General features: G+C 66.6%; 16 protein-coding genes. 13 read left to right on the top strand and 3 right to left on the bottom strand.

Going from position 1 to position 15,194, the window contains the following annotated elements; all coding sequences use genetic code 11:
* From CAL19_RS07240 to flhF, 8 genes are all read left to right on the top strand, one after another.
* On the top strand, positions 1-960 hold a 960-nt coding region (locus CAL19_RS07240), incomplete at its 5' end, for a methyl-accepting chemotaxis protein (protein WP_249276272.1).
* A 4-nt stretch (positions 961-964) separates the two neighbouring features.
* The gene (locus CAL19_RS07245; protein ID WP_026639851.1) at positions 965-1,825 is read left to right on the top strand and encodes a CheR family methyltransferase; all 861 of its coding nucleotides are present in this window, start codon (positions 965-967) and stop codon (positions 1,823-1,825) included.
* 10 nt (positions 1,826-1,835) lie between these two features.
* The gene (locus tag CAL19_RS07250; protein WP_094796741.1) at positions 1,836-2,891 is read left to right on the top strand and encodes a protein-glutamate methylesterase/protein-glutamine glutaminase; all 1,056 of its coding nucleotides are present in this window, start codon (positions 1,836-1,838) and stop codon (positions 2,889-2,891) included.
* 95 nt (positions 2,892-2,986) lie between these two features.
* Positions 2,987-3,376, top strand: a complete 390-nt coding sequence (cheY, locus tag CAL19_RS07255; protein WP_026639849.1) for a chemotaxis response regulator CheY — start codon at positions 2,987-2,989, stop codon at positions 3,374-3,376.
* Positions 3,377-3,384: 8 nt separating this feature from the next.
* Entirely contained in the window at positions 3,385-4,017 is a 633-nt protein-coding gene (gene cheZ, locus CAL19_RS07260; protein WP_026639848.1) for a protein phosphatase CheZ, read from the top strand.
* A gap of 126 nt (positions 4,018-4,143) precedes the next feature.
* Positions 4,144-5,283, top strand: a complete 1,140-nt coding sequence (gene flhB, locus CAL19_RS07265) for a flagellar biosynthesis protein FlhB (protein ID WP_026639847.1) — start codon at positions 4,144-4,146, stop codon at positions 5,281-5,283.
* A 27-nt stretch (positions 5,284-5,310) separates the two neighbouring features.
* Complete coding sequence (gene flhA / locus CAL19_RS07270; RefSeq protein WP_094796426.1) at positions 5,311-7,428, top strand: flagellar biosynthesis protein FlhA; 2,118 nt, start codon at positions 5,311-5,313, stop codon at positions 7,426-7,428.
* Entirely contained in the window at positions 7,425-9,737 is a 2,313-nt protein-coding gene (gene flhF / locus CAL19_RS07275; protein ID WP_094796427.1) for a flagellar biosynthesis protein FlhF, read from the top strand. Before flhA ends, flhF begins: the two co-directional genes overlap by 4 nt.
* Positions 9,738-9,739: 2 nt before the next feature.
* Here flhF and CAL19_RS07280 read toward each other — a convergent pair whose 3' ends face one another.
* From CAL19_RS07280 to flgA, 3 genes are all read right to left on the bottom strand, one after another.
* A complete protein-coding gene (locus CAL19_RS07280) occupies positions 9,740-10,213 on the bottom strand; it encodes a flagella synthesis protein FlgN (RefSeq protein ID WP_051423778.1) in 474 nt (157 codons plus the stop codon).
* 25 nt (positions 10,214-10,238) lie between these two features.
* Positions 10,239-10,529, bottom strand: a complete 291-nt coding sequence (gene flgM / locus CAL19_RS07285) for a flagellar biosynthesis anti-sigma factor FlgM (RefSeq protein WP_094796428.1) — start codon at positions 10,527-10,529, stop codon at positions 10,239-10,241.
* A 124-nt stretch (positions 10,530-10,653) separates the two neighbouring features.
* Positions 10,654-11,358: a flagellar basal body P-ring formation chaperone FlgA gene (flgA, locus tag CAL19_RS07290; RefSeq protein ID WP_038852365.1), complete on the bottom strand. Its 705-nt coding sequence runs from the start codon at positions 11,356-11,358 to the stop codon at positions 10,654-10,656.
* Positions 11,359-11,538: 180 nt separating this feature from the next.
* Between flgA and flgB the strand changes: the two genes are divergently transcribed.
* The 5 genes from flgB to CAL19_RS07315 all read left to right on the top strand — a co-directional run bounded on the left by flgB (position 11,539) and on the right by CAL19_RS07315 (position 15,185).
* Complete coding sequence (gene flgB / locus CAL19_RS07295) at positions 11,539-11,946, top strand: flagellar basal body rod protein FlgB (protein ID WP_094796429.1); 408 nt, start codon at positions 11,539-11,541, stop codon at positions 11,944-11,946.
* A gap of 8 nt (positions 11,947-11,954) precedes the next feature.
* Positions 11,955-12,374 carry a flagellar basal body rod protein FlgC gene (gene flgC / locus CAL19_RS07300; RefSeq protein ID WP_026639840.1) on the top strand — a complete coding sequence of 140 codons (420 nt, stop codon included), beginning with the start codon at positions 11,955-11,957 and terminating at the stop codon, positions 12,372-12,374.
* A gap of 20 nt (positions 12,375-12,394) precedes the next feature.
* The gene (locus tag CAL19_RS07305; protein ID WP_026639839.1) at positions 12,395-13,093 is read left to right on the top strand and encodes a flagellar hook capping FlgD N-terminal domain-containing protein; all 699 of its coding nucleotides are present in this window, start codon (positions 12,395-12,397) and stop codon (positions 13,091-13,093) included.
* Between the two features lie 72 nt (positions 13,094-13,165).
* The gene (flgE, locus tag CAL19_RS07310) at positions 13,166-14,398 is read left to right on the top strand and encodes a flagellar hook protein FlgE (protein WP_026639838.1); all 1,233 of its coding nucleotides are present in this window, start codon (positions 13,166-13,168) and stop codon (positions 14,396-14,398) included.
* Positions 14,399-14,426: 28 nt separating this feature from the next.
* Positions 14,427-15,185, top strand: a complete 759-nt coding sequence (locus CAL19_RS07315; RefSeq protein ID WP_026639837.1) for a flagellar basal body rod protein FlgF — start codon at positions 14,427-14,429, stop codon at positions 15,183-15,185.
* Positions 15,186-15,194: the final 9 nt, after the last annotated feature.

Genomic DNA, 15,194 nt, shown 5'->3' on the forward strand with positions numbered 1-15,194 from the left:
GACCTGACGGCGCGGGTAGAGGTTCGCAACAGCAACGAGATAGGCCAGTTGTTTGCGGCGCTCAAGCGGATGCAGGAGAACCTGGCGCGCACGGTGTCGCAGGTTCGTCGCGGGGTTGACGAGATCAACGTGGGTTCGCGGGAGATATCGGCGGGCAACACGGACCTGAGCAGCCGCACGGAGCAGCAGGCCGCGTCGCTGGAGGAGACGGCCGCGTCGATGGAGGAGCTGGCCTCGACGGTCAAGCAGAATGCGGACAACGCGCGCCAGGCCAATCAGCTGGCGGCCAGCGCCTCGGACGTTGCCGAGCGTGGCGGCGAGGCGGTGTCGGAGGTGGTCAACACGATGGAGGCGATCTCGGCGAGTTCGCGCAAGATTTCCGAGATTGTGTCGGTGATTGACGGCATTGCGTTCCAGACGAACATACTGGCGCTGAATGCGGCGGTGGAAGCGGCGCGCGCGGGCGAGCAGGGCAAGGGCTTTGCGGTGGTGGCCGGCGAGGTTCGTTCGCTGGCGCAGCGCAGCGCGCAGGCGGCCAAAGAGATCAAGGTGCTGATCGAGGACTCGGTGAGCAAGGTGGGCACGGGCTCGCAGCAGGTGGAGCGGGCCGGTTCGACGATGCAGGAGATTGTGGCGTCGGTCAAGCGGGTGACGGACATCATGGGCGAGATATCGGCGGCCTCGGAGGAGCAGTCGGGCGGTATCGAGCAGGTCAACCGCGCGGTGTCGCAGATGGACGAGGTGACGCAGCAGAACGCGGCGCTGGTCGAGGAAGCGGCCGCGGCGGCGGGTTCGCTGCAGGAGCAGGCGCAGCGCCTGGCCGAAGCCGTGGCGGTGTTCAAGATCAATACCGGCGAAGTCATCGAAGTGCCCGCGCAGCAGTTGAGCGCGCAGCGCGCGCCGCGCGTGGCCGATGGCGCGCACCCGCCCGCGCCGGGCGCACTGGCCTTGCAGTCGTGACGCTGTGTGCAGTCCAGCCACCGGTACTCCTTTCCAGGCGGAACGGCAGTTCGAGTTCCGCGACGCCGATTTCGCGCGAGTGCGGCGCATGATCCACGAGCGCGCCGGCATTTCGCTGGGCGAGCACAAGCGTGAAATGGTCTATAGCCGGCTGACCCGCCGCCTGCGCGCGCTGGGTCGGCAGGATTTTTCGGGCTATCTCGATCAACTGGAACGCCAGCCGGCTTCGCCGGAATGGGAAGATTTCGTCAACGCGCTGACGACCAACCTGACCGCGTTTTTTCGCGAGGCCCACCACTTTCCGATTCTGGAGGCCTTCGTGCGGGGGCGGGGCGACCCGGTGTCGGTGTGGTGCTGCGCGGCTTCTACGGGCGAAGAGCCCTATTCGATCGCCATGACCCTGGCCGAAGCGCTGGGGCAGCGCGCGGCGCGGGCGAGCGTGCTGGCCACGGACATCGACACTCAGGTGTTGAGCCGGGCTCGCGCCGGGATATATGCCGCCGAACGGGTGGCCCGGATGGAGCCCGCCCGCCTGAAGCGATTTTTTCTGCGTGGACGAGGAGCCAACGAAGGGCAGGTGCGCGTGCGTGGCGAACTGGCGAGAATGGTGCGGTTCGAACCGTTGAATCTGTTGGCGCCGGTGTGGCCGATCGGTGAGCGCTTTGATGCGATTTTCTGCCGCAACGTCATGATTTATTTCGATAAACCCACCCAGGCGCGCATCTTGAAGCGGTTTGTCCCGATGTTGAAAGACGGGGGACTGCTGTTCGCCGGGCACTCGGAAAACTTCACGTACATCAGCCGGGATTTTCGCCTGCAGGGGCAGACCGTCTACGAATGCGTGAGCGCTTCCGGCCAGCAGTGAGGTGGCAATGATGAGCAAGATACGCGTCCTGTGTGTGGACGATTCGGCGCTGGTGCGCGGCCTGATGACAGAGATCATCAATAGCCACGCGGATATGGAAGTGGTGGCGGTAGCGCCCGATCCGCTGGTTGCCCGAGAGCTGATCAAGCAACATAACCCCGATGTCCTGACGCTGGATGTGGAAATGCCGCGGATGGACGGGCTCGATTTTCTCGAAAAGCTCATGCGGCTGCGCCCGATGCCTGTAGTGATGGTGTCGTCGCTGACCGAGCGGGGCGGCGAAACCACGTTGCGTGCACTGGAGCTGGGCGCCATTGACTACGTGACCAAGCCCAAACTGGGCATACGGCACGGCATGCTCGAGTATTCCGAACTGATCGCGGACAAGATCCGGGTCGCGGCCCGCGCGCGCCTGCGCGTCACGGCGACTGTCTCGCCGTCAGCTCCTGCCGCCCGCCTGCGTACGCCTTACGCCAGTTCGGAGAAGCTGGTCATGATGGGCGCGTCCACTGGCGGGACGGAGGCGATCCGCGAGGTGCTGCGGCCCATGCCGCCCGACAGCCCCGCCATACTCATTACGCAGCATATGCCTGCCGGGTTTACGCGTTCGTTCGCGCAGCGTCTGGATGCCCTGTGCGCCGTGACGGTGCGTGAGGCGGCGCACGGCGAGCGGGTACTGCCCGGGCACGTGTACCTGGCTCCGGGGGGTGACACGCACATGAAGCTGGGGCGCAGCGGCGCGAACTACGTGATCGAGCTGGAGGACAGCGCGCCGGTGAACCGCCATCGCCCGTCGGTGGATGTGCTGTTCAATTCGGCCGCCCAGGCGGCGGGGAGCAATGCCATCGGCGTGATCCTGACGGGCATGGGCAAGGATGGCGCCGCGGGCCTGCTGGCCATGCGGCAGGCGGGGGCGCATACGCTTGCACAGGATGAAGCCAGCTGCGTCGTTTTCGGCATGCCCCGCGAGGCCATCGCGCTGGGGGCGGCCGCCGAGGTGGTGTCGCTGTGGGAAATGAGTGAACGGATTTTGACGAGGCTGGGCGACCGCGCTACGCGGGTGTAGGTGTCTGACATCCGTGGGAGTCAGACATCTGCGCCATTTACGCGATCCCGCCTTCGGCCTCGCAATATTGAATGAGTAAATCTTCTGGAGTGGAAATGATAGACAAGGGCATGAAGATTCTGGTGGTGGACGACTTTCCCACCATGCGGCGCATTATTCGAAACCTGCTCAAGGAGCTGGGTTTCGAGAACGTGGACGAAGCAGAAGACGGGGCCATCGGCCTGGAGAAGCTGCGCAATGGCGATTTCCAGTTCGTGGTGTCGGACTGGAACATGCCCAATCTGGACGGCCTGGAAATGCTCAAGCAGATCCGGGCGGATGCGGCGCTGAAATCGTTGCCGGTGCTCATGGTCACGGCCGAGGCCAAGAAGGAGAACATCGTCGCGGCTGCGCAGGCTGGCGCCAGCGGCTATGTGGTCAAGCCTTTCACCGCGGCGACGCTGGAAGAAAAGCTGAACAAGATCTTCGAGAAACTGGCCGGCTGAGGTGCACGATGAGCGCAATGGAACCAGGCAGCAGCGCCGACCCCAACGACCTGATACACCGTATCGCGTCGCTTACGCGCATGCTGCGCGACAGTATGCGGGAACTGGGGCTGGACCAGGCGATCAAGGACGCGGCCCAGGCGATTCCGGACGCCCGAGACAGGCTGCGCTACGTCGCGCAGATGACCGAGCAGGCGGCTACCCGCGTGCTGAACGCCACCGACGCGGCCGGACCGCTCCAGGACAACCTGTCGCGCACGGCATCGCAGCTGGATGCCCGCTGGCAACAATGGTTCGACCAGCCGCTGGAGTTGCCCGAGGCGCGCGAACTGGTCAAGGACACGCGCGCGTTCCTGGGGGGCGTGCCCGCGCTTGCCCAGCAGACCCAGGGTCACCTGATGGAAATCGTGATGGCGCAGGATTTCCAGGACCTGACGGGGCAGGTGATCATGCGCATGATGGACGTGGTGGGCGCCATCGAGCGTGAACTGCTGCAGGTGTTGCTGGACAACGTGCCCCAGGAGCGGCGCGAGGAAGCGCAGTCGCTGCTCAACGGCCCCCAGGTCAACCCTGCCGGCAAGGCCGACGTGGTAACCAGCCAGGACCAGGTCGACGACCTGCTTGCCAGCCTGGGATTCTAGGCGTGCGCGGCATGGAATAGCCGCGGTTTCTCCCTGCTTCTTGGCTGATCGGCCAGGTGCGCGGCCCCCTAGAATCTCGGCGGGCCGTTCCGTTTTGCCACGCGGGCGGCAGATGACTCCGCGAGCATGGCCGACGATAGCGACCTTGAAAAAACTGAAGCCGCCTCTCCCCGGCGCCTGGAAAAGGCGCGGGAAGAGGGGCAGATTGCGCGTTCGCGCGAGCTTGGCACGTTTCTGCTGCTGGCCGCCGGGACGGGCGGGCTGTGGCTGAGCGGCGCGTGGCTTTATCGCGGCATTGCGGGTGTATTGCGCAATGGGCTGGGGTTCGATGCGCGGATAGGCCGCGATGCCGGCGTCATGGTCGAACAGGCCGTGGATGGCGCGGGCCAGGTCTTGCTGGTGCTCTTGCCGCTGTTTGGCGTGCTGATGGCGGTCGCCGTGCTCAGCAGCGTGCTGTTGGGCGGCTTTGTGTTTTCGACCAAGCCGCTGCAGCCCAATTTTTCGAAGCTGAGCCTATTGTCCGGCATCAAGCGCATGTTTTCCGCACAGACCGCCGTGGAGTTGTTCAAGGCGCTGGCCAAGGCGCTGCTGGTTGGCGGCGTGGCGGTAGCCGTCATCTCGGCGCATCGCGACGAGATGCTGGGGTTGATGCATGTCGCGCCTACGGCGGCGCTGGCCAAGGCGCTGGGTCTGGTGGTGTTCTGCGCGGCGCTGATCGTGGCATCGCTGGCCATCATCGTGGCGCTGGACGTGCCGTGGCAGATATGGAGCCATTTGAAGAAGCTGCGCATGTCCAAGGAGGATGTGCGCCAGGAACACAAGGAAAGCGAAGGCGACCCGCACGTCAAGGCGCGCATCCGCCAGCAGCAGCGCGCGATGGCGCGGCGTCGCATGATGAGCGAGGTGCCGCGCGCCGACGTGGTGGTGACCAACCCCACGCACTATGCCGTGGCGCTGCGGTACGGCGAAGGGGAAGCCGCGCCGCGCGTCGTGGCCAAGGGGGCCGGGCTGATCGCCGCGCGCATACGCGAGCTGGCCGGCGAGCACCGCGTGCCGCTGCTCCAGGCGCCGCCCCTGGCGCGAGCGTTGCACCAACATGTTGAGATCGGACAGGAAATTCCCGCCGCGCTCTACACCGCCGTGGCCGAAGTCCTGGCCTGGGTGTTCCAGCTGCGCAGCTGGCGGGCAGAGTGGGGCGCAGAGCCCGACGCGCCGGCCAGCCTGCCGGTACCGGCCGAACTGGATCCGCTGGCACACGCGCGATAGCGCGGGCCGCCTATAAGAGTCATACGCATGAGCCAATTGCTTTCCGCTTTGAAATCCCACGGCGCGGCCAATGCGCGCCTGCTGGCAGGCCCGGTGCTGATCGTGCTGGTGCTGGGCATGATGGTGTTGCCCCTGCCCACCTTCCTGCTCGACCTGCTGTTTACGTTCAATATCGCGTTGTCGGTGATGATTCTGCTGGTGGCGATGTTCACTCGCAAGCCGCTGGACTTTGCCGCATTTCCGTCGGTGCTGCTGTTTGCCACCTTGTTGCGGCTGTCGCTGAACGTGGCATCCACCCGCGTGGTGCTGCTCAATGGCCATACGGGGCCGGACGCGGCCGGCAAGGTGATCGAGGCTTTCGGGCACTTTCTGGTGGGCGGCAACTTCGCGGTCGGCATCATCCTGTTCATCATTCTTACCATCATCAACTTCATCGTCATCACCAAGGGCGCAGGGCGTATCGCCGAGGTTGGCGCGCGCTTCACCCTGGATGCGATGCCGGGCAAGCAGATGGCCATCGACGCCGACCTGAATGCCGGCCTGATCGGCGAGGAAGAAGCGCGGCGGCGTCGCGGTGAAGTCGCCCAGGAGGCCGATTTCTTCGGCTCGATGGATGGCGCCAGCAAGTTTGTGCGCGGTGACGCTATCGCGGGCCTGCTGATCATGGTGATCAACGTCATCGGCGGCTTGATCGTCGGCATGGCGCAGCACGACATGGCTGTCGGCGACGCAGCGCGCGTCTATACCCTCCTGACTATCGGCGACGGCCTGGTGGCGCAGATTCCGGCGCTGGTGATTTCTACCGCTGCCGGCGTGGTGGTTTCGCGCGTGGCGACCGACCAGGACGTGGGGCAGCAGATACTCACGCAGCTGTTTTCCAACCCCAGCGTGTTGTTCCTGACGGCTGCCATCATCGGCATCATGGGGCTGATACCCAATATGCCGCACCTGGCCTTCCTGACGTTGGCCGCTATTCTGGCGGGTACGGGATGGACGCTGCGCCAGCGGGCCAGGGAGGCGGCCCGCGCGCAAGCCGCCCAGCCGTCGCAAGCAGCGGCGCAGGCCCAGGCCGCGGCCGCCGAGGCAAGCTGGGAAGACGTGTCGATGGTCGATCCGCTGGGGCTGGAGGTCGGATACCGGCTGATACCCCTGGTTGACCATGCCCAGAACGGCGAGCTCCTGCATCGCATCCGCAGTCTGCGCAAGAAGTTTGCCCAGGATGTGGGCTTCCTGCCCCCTGTGGTGCATATCCGCGACAATCTGGAACTCAAGCCGAACGACTATCGCATTCTGCTGTCGGGGGTCGAGATCGGCCGGGGGACCGCCATGCCCAACCAGTGGCTGGCGATCGACCCGGGCGGCGTCACCACGCCCCTGAAGGGAACGTCCACGACAGACCCGGCATTCGGCCTGCCGGCAACCTGGATCGACAGCGCCGAGCGCGATTCGGCGCAGGCGGCCGGGTACACGGTGGTCGACGCCAGCACCGTGGTCGCCACGCACCTGAACCATATGATGCACCGCCATGGGGACAGCCTGCTGGGTCGCCAGGAAACCCAGCAATTGCTGGACCGCATTTCCGCCGAAGCGCCCAAGCTGGCAGAGGACCTGGTGCCCAAGACCCTGTCGCTGACAACGTTGCAGAAAGTGCTGCAGGGGCTGTTGGCCGAAGAAGTGCCCATCCGCGACATGCGCTCGATTATCGATACGTTGTCCGAGCACGCTCCCCGCCTTGCCGCGCAGGCCGCCTCGGCCGGCGCGCAGATGGATGTGGTGTCGGAACTGGTGGCCCTGACGCGTCGCGCGCTGGGGCGGGCCATCACCCAGCAGTGGTTCCCGGGCGACGGTGAACTTCGAGTGATTGGCCTGGACGTCAAGCTCGAACGCGTGCTGGTGCAGGCGCTGACGACCAGCGGCGGCCTGGAGCCAGGCCTGGCCGATACGCTGCTACGCGAAGCGCAGAGTTGCGTGGCCCGGCAGGAGGCGCAGGGCGACGCGCCGGTGCTGGTGGTGTCGCCGCCGCTGCGGGCGCCGCTGGCGCGATTCCTGCGGCATCACATGCCGCAGCTGGGCGTACTGTCCAACGCGGAAATTCCGGATGAACGCAGGCTGCGCGTCACGGCCTTGATCGGGGCTGGCGCATGAAACTCAGCCGTTTTGTAGGCGCCACCAGCCGGGACGTCATGCGCCAGGTGCGCGAGACACTCGGCAGCGACGCGCTGATCGTATCGAACCGCAGCGTGCCCGAGGGCATAGAAGTGCTGGCCACGCTGGACGACCCGCCGGCGGATCAGCCCGCGCCGTTGCCAGAGGCAAGCCTGCCCGTCGTGCAGGCGGCGCCGCCGACATCGGCCGCAGAATCAGCTGGCGCACTGGAAGCGGCCATTGGCGCGTTGCGCGGCGCGCTGGAAAGCCGCCTGGACGGGCTGTTGTGGGGTGGCGTCGAGGCGCCGGGGCGCGAACCGCAGCGCGCCGCGCTGTTTCGCGCACTGCTGGACGCGGGATTCAGCGCGCGGCTGGTGCGCGCCATGCTCGAACGCCTGCCCGCCGGCCTGGAACTGCGCCAGGCGCAGTCGTGGGCCCGCAATGAACTGGTGACCCACCTGCCCGTACTGGCATGCGAAGACGACTTGCTTGCCCAGGGCGGAGTCTTCGCCCTGGTAGGCCCGACCGGCGTGGGCAAGACGACGACCCTGGCCAAGCTGGCCGCGCGCTGTGTAGCGCGCGAAGGCAGGCAGCGGGTCGCAATGCTGACCACCGACAATTTTCGTATCGGGGCCCTCGAGCAATTGCAGATATACGGACGCCTGATGGGCGTGCCGGCGCGCTCGGTGCGGGATGTGGCCGAGTTGCGCGCCACCCTGACCGAACTGGGGGACCGCAAGATTATCCTCATCGATACTACCGGCATCAGCCAGCGTGATCGCCAGGTGGCCGCGCAGGCGGCGTTGCTGTGCGGCGCCGGGCGGCCAGTGCGGCGCCTGCTGGTACTGAATGCGGCCAGCCAGGGCGAAACGCTGGATGAAGTGGCGCATGCGTACCGCAACGGCGCCGGCGAAGACGTGGCCGGCTGCATCCTGACCAAGCTGGACGAAGCCTCGCGCCTGGGGCCGGCGCTGGATACCGCCATCCGCCACCGGCTGCCTGTGCATTACGTCTGCGTGGGGCAGAAGGTGCCCGAGCACCTGGCGCTGGCGCGCGCCGATGAACTGGTGGACCGCGCGCTGGCCGCGCCGGCCCGCGCGCCGGCACTGTATGCGCCCAGCGAAGCCGATATGGCGACACTGTGGCGCGCCAGCAGCGCCGTTGCGTCAGACACGGGCGCGCTGCGCCGCAGGCAGTGGTTGGCTGCGGCATTGCTGCCGGGGCGCGACGATGGCCGGGCGCTGCTTGGCCAGGCTTGCGACTGGCTTGAGCGGGATGTGGCCAGCGGGCAGGCTCGCGACAGGTGGCGCGGCCTGGGCCAGGCTCGGGACCCTGCGGGGCAGGGCGCCGATCAGGACCTGGCGGCAATCCGGCGCGCATTTCCGGCGGCGTGCGAACGTTGGCTGCTGGCGGTGCATGGCGAGGCCTCCCTCAATGGCGTCGGCTTGCCCGGAGCGGGTTTGCGGGCCACCGTGCTCATGAGCGACCGGGGCGACGCACTGGGCGCGGCGCAGGCCACCGTGCATTGGGCGCGGAGGGCGGCTGCCGTGGCGGATCCGAAAGCCGTCGCGCGCGCCGACCGCGCCGCAGCCGACGTGGCGGCGGCGTTGGCCGGCGGGCTGCCCAACATTCCCCTGGTGCATGTGCTGGACTCGGGCCACGAACCGCCGTGGCGGGTCTTGCCGCCAGGATCCGCCTGGGTGATGCGCCAGGCGGGCGCGCTGAAAGTCCTGCATGACGATTGCCCTACCCACTTGAATGCCGTGGGCAAATCGCTGGGATACTTGCCCGTCGGCCCTGTGCCGGCCATGGCCGGCGTGCCGGCGCTGCGCCCGGCGGGCGCAGGCGATGCCGGCCTTGCCGGGCTCTGGGCATCGGGCACGGAAGTGGCTTTGCCGCGACGCGGCACGCCGCCCCAGAACGCGCGGCTGGTGTGCGCCAGGGTCGTTGCCGCCGACGGCACTCTGCTGCGTCAACTGTTTGCCTTGACCAGTTTGTCGGCGGCCGATGCCGACGCCGCAGTCGTTGCCCGCTGGCTGGTGCGGCAAGACCAGGCGCGCCGCGCGTTTCGCGATATGGCGTGGGCGTGGGCGGCCTTGTCCGGAATGATGGACGCGTCGGATCCGGCGGCACGTGCGGCCGTGGCCGCGCAACTGGGGACGGCATGCTGGCAGATAGCCCAGGCGCCCGGCGCCGGCGTACTGGACGCCATGCTGCAGAGCGCGCTGGCGCGTGGCCGCAAACTGACGCCGCGCGCGGCGCCGGCTGCGCTGCTGAAGATCTTTGCGATGCTGGAAATGGCGGCCTGAACTCAGGCCGCGACGATGTTCTTGCCGCCGTAGGCGCGGCGGCCGCGGCCCTGCGCATCGTATGTGCCTGCGGTGGCCACGCCGCTGAGCTCGCGCAGCGCATCGAGCGATTGCCGCGTATAGCGCAGGCTGAGCTCGACCAGCGCGCTGTTGCGGTCGTTCAGCTCGCGCGCCTTGGCGGCCCGGGCCAGCAGAACCTGCCAGGTTTCGGACAGTCGGGCATCCTGCGCGGCTGCCTGGCCGGTGCCTTCGTGTCCGGCGGGCAAGCCCAGGCGTGCGAGCAAGCTGTCGCGGTGATCGCTCAGTGCCGCAAGCCTTAAGGCCAGCTCTTCTTTTTGCTGCGCGAGCCCGGGCAACTGGTCGAATGCCTCGCGATTTACCAATGCCTGTGTTTCCGCTTCGAGCAGTACCGAGAATTCGGACACCAGCGCGGTTTCGCGCACCAGGCAATCGAGCAGGCTATCGGGCAGTTCCATGGCGAGGCCGTACAGAAAGGGGAGGTTACTTGAGCAGGTCGCGGGCGCTGGCGATCAGGCTGTCGGCGATGCGGCCCGTGTCGATCTGCAATTGGCCGGACGCGATCGCCGTGCGGATGGCCGCCACGCGTTCGACGTCGATATCGTTGTCGCCCGACTGCAATGCCAGCAATTGGCGCGAGGCCGGGCTCAAGGCGACCTGGGCGCTCGACGGTCCGGATGCGCCGGCTCCCTGCGCCGGGTGGCCCGCGGCGTCGGTGCGCCCCGTCGGCGCCTGGGGGCCGATCGGACGGGAAGCAGGTGTCGTGATTTTCAAGAGGTTCTCCGCAGGGCTTGGCGCCGGCAGGCGCGCAACATGGTGGCCGGCTCTGGTTGTTGTAACGGCGGCCGGATGGAGAACTTTAGCGCGGATTCGCGGCGCCCATCAGCGCAGGGCCTTGTCATAGGGCCACCTCTACCAGGCTGGCGCTGCGGACGATGCCGCTGACGACCTGGCCCGAGCTGGTGCGTACCTGCACCGTGGCGCCCGGCGCAGCATCGGCCAGGGCCTGTCCGTCGCTGCTGACCACGAAGCCGCGGCCCCGCGCGGTGATGCGGACCTGCTGCCCGCGGGTAATGGCGTCGGCGCTGCGCAGCGCCGAGATTTTCATTGTCTGGCCGGCGGTAATGCGGTAGCGCGCCCGCATGCCTATGGCTGATTCCGGGTCGGTTACCACGCCGGGCGGCAGCGTCACCAGGTCGCCGTTGCGCGGCGCCAGGTCGTGGGGCCGGATGGCTTGCCCGGGCCGGATGGTATGCGCGGCCGCATAGTAGGTGCCCCGCACGCTTACGCTGGCCTGCAGATAAAGGGTCCAGGGTTGCGGCGCGGTGCAGCGCACGCCGATGGTCATGCGCGAGCGCAGGCGCAACGCCGAAGGCAGAAACGGCGCCAGCGCGTCACAGGCCGGCGTGCGGCCGGTGTCGATCGGGTCAAGCGCGATGGATAAGTCGCCTGGCACGGGGCCCACCTGCTCGCGCAGGAACGCTTCGGCCGCCCGCCCGATGGCCGCGGCGTCCGCCGTGGCGGGCGCGGCCGGGGCAGCCGTGGCGCATGGCAGCAAGGCGGCCACTGCCAGGCCTGCGAAGAAGCGCGGTAGCGTTTGCATGATGCAGGCATTGTAGGAGCCGGCCCACGCGGGCAAGGGGCGAATTGACTCAAAAATGACGGTTTATTTGGTTGATTGTGTGGCGCGCGCCGCCCCTAAGATGCCGTCATGCAAAAAGGAGTGGCGGACAGGCCGCCATTCTGTTCGTCCCCATCTTTTCTTGCGCAGGACGCTTCCAGGATGCTAGACCGGCTCAATGAGGATTTCCGCTTCTACCAGCAGGCGCTCGCGTTGCGTGCGCAGCGGCAGGAGGTGCTGTCTTCGAATATCGCCAACGCCGACACGCCCAACTATAAAGCGCGGGATTTCGATTTCCAGGCCGCCATGCGCGACGCGCTGGATACCCGCATGCGCTTGCCCGACACCCATCTGGCGCTGACCTCTGCGCGTCATATCCCGGGCAAGGCCGCCATGCCCAATCCCACGGAGCTGCAGTATCGGCTGCCGTACCAGCCGAGCGTAGATGGCAATACGGTGGATATGGACGCCGAGCGCGTGCGGTTCGCAGACAACACCATGCATTACCAGAGCACGTTGCAGCTGGTTTCCGGGCGTATCCGCTCGATGATGTCCGCCATTCAGGAGTAGGCCAGGTTATGTCTCTGACCAGCATCTTCGCAATATCCGGCTCGGCACTGCAGGCGCAATCGCAGCGCATGAATGTGGCAGCCAGCAATCTGGCCAATGCCGACAGCGTCGTAGGCCCGGACGGCCAGCCGTACCGCGCCCGCCAGGTGGTGTTCCAGGTCGATCCGGCCGCCGGCCAGCCGTACGGCCGGGAAATCGGCGGCGTGCGCGTGGCGGGCGTCGTCCAGGACGCGTCGCCGCCCAAGCGCGTCTACGACCCGGCCCACCCGCTGGCCGATGCGCAAGGCTACGTGACCATGCCCAACGTCGATCCCGTGGCCGAGACGGTCAATATGATCGCCGCATCGCGTTCGTACCAGGCAAATGTCGAGGTGCTCAACACGGCCAAGCAACTGATGATGAAGACGCTGACCATCGGTCAGTCGTGACCCCCTGATCGGAGCACCGGATGACCACGGTCAACAATTCCCCCGACCCCACCGCGCTGGCGCTTGCGCAAACCGCCGCCAACAGCGCCAGCAGCGCGCAAGGCCTGCAGGACCGCTTCCTGACGCTGCTCGTGACGCAGCTGAAGAACCAGGATCCGCTCAATCCCATGGAGAACGCCGAGCTGACTTCGCAGCTTGCACAGATCTCCACCGTAGAGGGCATCAACAATCTGAAGAACACGCTATTGGCCATCAGCGGCCAGATCGACGTGTCGCAGTCGATGAACGCCGTGGCGATGATAGGCAAGGGCGTGCTGATTCCGGGCAACAAGATCTCGCTGGGCACCGACGCGAGCGATCCATCCAAGCGTGTAGCGACGCCCTTCGGCGTGGACGTGCAGGGCGACGCCGCAAAAGTGACCGTAAAGATCGTGGACGCTTCGGGCGCCGTGGTGCGCACTATCGAACTGGGCGAACAGGACGCCGGCGTGCTGACGCTGAACTGGGACGGCACGAACGACGGCGGCCAGGCGCTGGTGGACGGCAAGTACACGGTCAACGTCGTGGCGACCGACGCCGACGGCAAGAAGGTCAAGGCCGAAGCCCTGACATATGGCCAGGTGAAGAGCGTGGCTTATTCCACAGAAGGGCTGAGGCTGGACCTGGGCCTGGCAGGGCAGATCAGCGTGCTGGATGTGCGCAAGGTGCTGGGCACCTGACGGCGCAAGGCGGGGGCTGGCGGCCTGACGCCGGCCGATCGATTCGATACATACAAACAAGCGAGAAAACACATGGGTTTCGGACAAGGATTGAGCGGCCTGAACGCTGCGACGCAGAATCTGGACGTCATCGGCAACAACATCGCCAACTCGGGCACGGTGGGCTTCAAGTCTGCCACCGCCTCGTTCGCCGACGTGTACGCGAGTTCCCGCGTAGGCCTGGGCGTGAAAGTGTCGGCCATCAACCAGCGCTTCTCGGTGGGCAACATCAGTGTCACGGGCGGGGAATATGACATCGCCATCGACGGTCCCAAGGGATTTTTCCGACTGACGGACCAGAGCGGCGGGGTGTTTTATTCCCGCAACGGCGAATTTCTGGTCGACAAGGATTTCTACGTCGTCAATGCGCAGGGCTTTCGCCTGACCGGCTACGCCGCGGGCGCGGTAGGGGCGGCGCCTGTGGATCTGCGACTGCCGCAAGGCAATATCGCGCCCAGCGCGACCACGACGGCGGGGCTGCAGTCCAACTTGAACGCGAATGCGGACGTCATCGATCCGGCGGTGGCCTTTGATCCCACGCTGGCTTCCACCTATACAGACTCCGTGCCCACCACGGTGTACGACTCGCTGGGCAACTCGCATCAAATGATGCAGTACTTCGTGAAGCGGCCGGGCACCGCCACCGAGAGCGTCTACGAGGTGTACTACAGCCTCGACGGCCAGGCCATGGCGCCCAGCACCGAAGCGGGCGGCGTGTGGGGCGGCGGCCAACAGCTGACCTTTGACTCGGCAGGGCGCCTGACGTCGGCCCCCACCGTGGCCTTGAGTTTTGCCACGCCGGGCGGCGCGACCTCGCCGGCCGAGCCGCTTGCCATCACGATGAGCTACGACGGCGTTACCCAGTACGGCAGCGATTTCTCGCCGAAGGTCGTGCAGAACGGCTATTCCAGCGGAGAATTCAGCGGCATTTCGGTGGGTTCGGACGGCACGCTGCTTGCCAACTATTCCAATGGCGAGAGCGCGGTGGTGGGCGTGCTGGCGCTGGCGAACTTCAACAATGTGCAGGGGCTGCAGCCGGTGGGCAACAACGCTTGGGCGGAAACGGCCGCGTCGGGCCAGGCCACGCTGGGCCAGCCGGGCACCAACGGCCTGGCGCCGGTGGTGGGGCAGGCGCTGGAGGCATCCAACGTGGATATGAGCCGCGAACTGGTCAACATGATCATCGCGCAACGCACCTACCAGGCCAATGCGCAGACGATCAAGACGCAGGACGAGATCATGCAAGTGCTGATGAACATGCGCTAAGGCGCGGCGCCAGGCACGGAAATCAGGCATGGACCGAATCATCTATACCGCCATGAGCGGCGCGGCACGCATCGGCGAGCACCAGGCCGCGCTGAGCAACAACATGGCCAATGTAAGCACGCCGGGCTTTCGCGAGCAGCTCGCGCTGTATCGGTCGGTGCCGGTACTGGACGGCACGTCGCTGCCCACTCGCGTTTCCACCGTGGCGTCCACGCCCGGCAGCAATTTCGAGATGGGCAATATGGAAACCACCGGGCGCGCGCTGGACGTCGCCATCGCGGGCCCGGGCTGGTTCGCAGTGCAGACGCCGCAAGGCGAGGCCTACACGCGCGCCGGCAACCTGCAGGTGGGAGTCAATGGTGTGCTGCAGACCGCGCAAGGGCAGCCCGTGCTGTCGGACCAGAACGGGATCGTCGATGTGCCGGAACTGGCGACGTTGACGATCGCCAGCGACGGCACCATTACCGCTCTGGGGGCCGGCGACCCTCCCAACAACATTCTCAACCTGGGACGCCTGAAACTGGTGAACCCGCCGCCAGAGCAGCTGGTGCGCGGCGACGACGGCGTGTTCCGCATGGCGCCGTTGGGCGGCCAGCCCGCGCCGCCCCTGCCGGCCGACCCGGCGATGCGCATCATGGCAGGGGTGCTGGAAGGCAGCAACGCCAGCCCCATCAAGGCGATGGTAGGGATGATCGAGAACGCCCGGCGGTTCGAAATGCAGATGCAGGTTATCAGCGAGGCAGACCAGAACGCCGAGCGGGCCAACAGCCTGCTGTCGATGAACTGAGGCTGATTC

This window comes from Bordetella genomosp. 7, assembly GCF_002261265.1.
Classification (GTDB): Bacteria; Pseudomonadota; Gammaproteobacteria; order Burkholderiales; family Burkholderiaceae_B; genus Bordetella_A.

Bases quoted from the DNA above. Each gene is read 5' to 3' on its own strand.
- CAL19_RS07250 (WP_094796741.1), top strand. From the start codon at position 1,836: ATGAGCAAGATACGCGTCCTGTGTGTGGACGATTCGGCGCTGGTGCGC.
- cheY (WP_026639849.1), top strand. From the start codon at position 2,987: ATGATAGACAAGGGCATGAAGATTCTGGTGGTGGACGACTTTCCCACC.
- cheZ (WP_026639848.1), top strand. From the start codon at position 3,385: ATGAGCGCAATGGAACCAGGCAGCAGCGCCGACCCCAACGACCTGATA.
- flhB (WP_026639847.1), top strand. From the start codon at position 4,144: ATGGCCGACGATAGCGACCTTGAAAAAACTGAAGCCGCCTCTCCCCGG.
- flhA (WP_094796426.1), top strand. From the start codon at position 5,311: ATGAGCCAATTGCTTTCCGCTTTGAAATCCCACGGCGCGGCCAATGCG.
- flhF (WP_094796427.1), top strand. From the start codon at position 7,425: ATGAAACTCAGCCGTTTTGTAGGCGCCACCAGCCGGGACGTCATGCGC.
- CAL19_RS07280 (WP_051423778.1), bottom strand. From the start codon at position 10,213: ATGGAACTGCCCGATAGCCTGCTCGATTGCCTGGTGCGCGAAACCGCG.
- flgA (WP_038852365.1), bottom strand. From the start codon at position 11,358: ATGCAAACGCTACCGCGCTTCTTCGCAGGCCTGGCAGTGGCCGCCTTG.
- flgB (WP_094796429.1), top strand. From the start codon at position 11,539: ATGCTAGACCGGCTCAATGAGGATTTCCGCTTCTACCAGCAGGCGCTC.
- flgC (WP_026639840.1), top strand. From the start codon at position 11,955: ATGTCTCTGACCAGCATCTTCGCAATATCCGGCTCGGCACTGCAGGCG.
- CAL19_RS07305 (WP_026639839.1), top strand. From the start codon at position 12,395: ATGACCACGGTCAACAATTCCCCCGACCCCACCGCGCTGGCGCTTGCG.
- flgE (WP_026639838.1), top strand. From the start codon at position 13,166: ATGGGTTTCGGACAAGGATTGAGCGGCCTGAACGCTGCGACGCAGAAT.
- CAL19_RS07315 (WP_026639837.1), top strand. From the start codon at position 14,427: ATGGACCGAATCATCTATACCGCCATGAGCGGCGCGGCACGCATCGGC.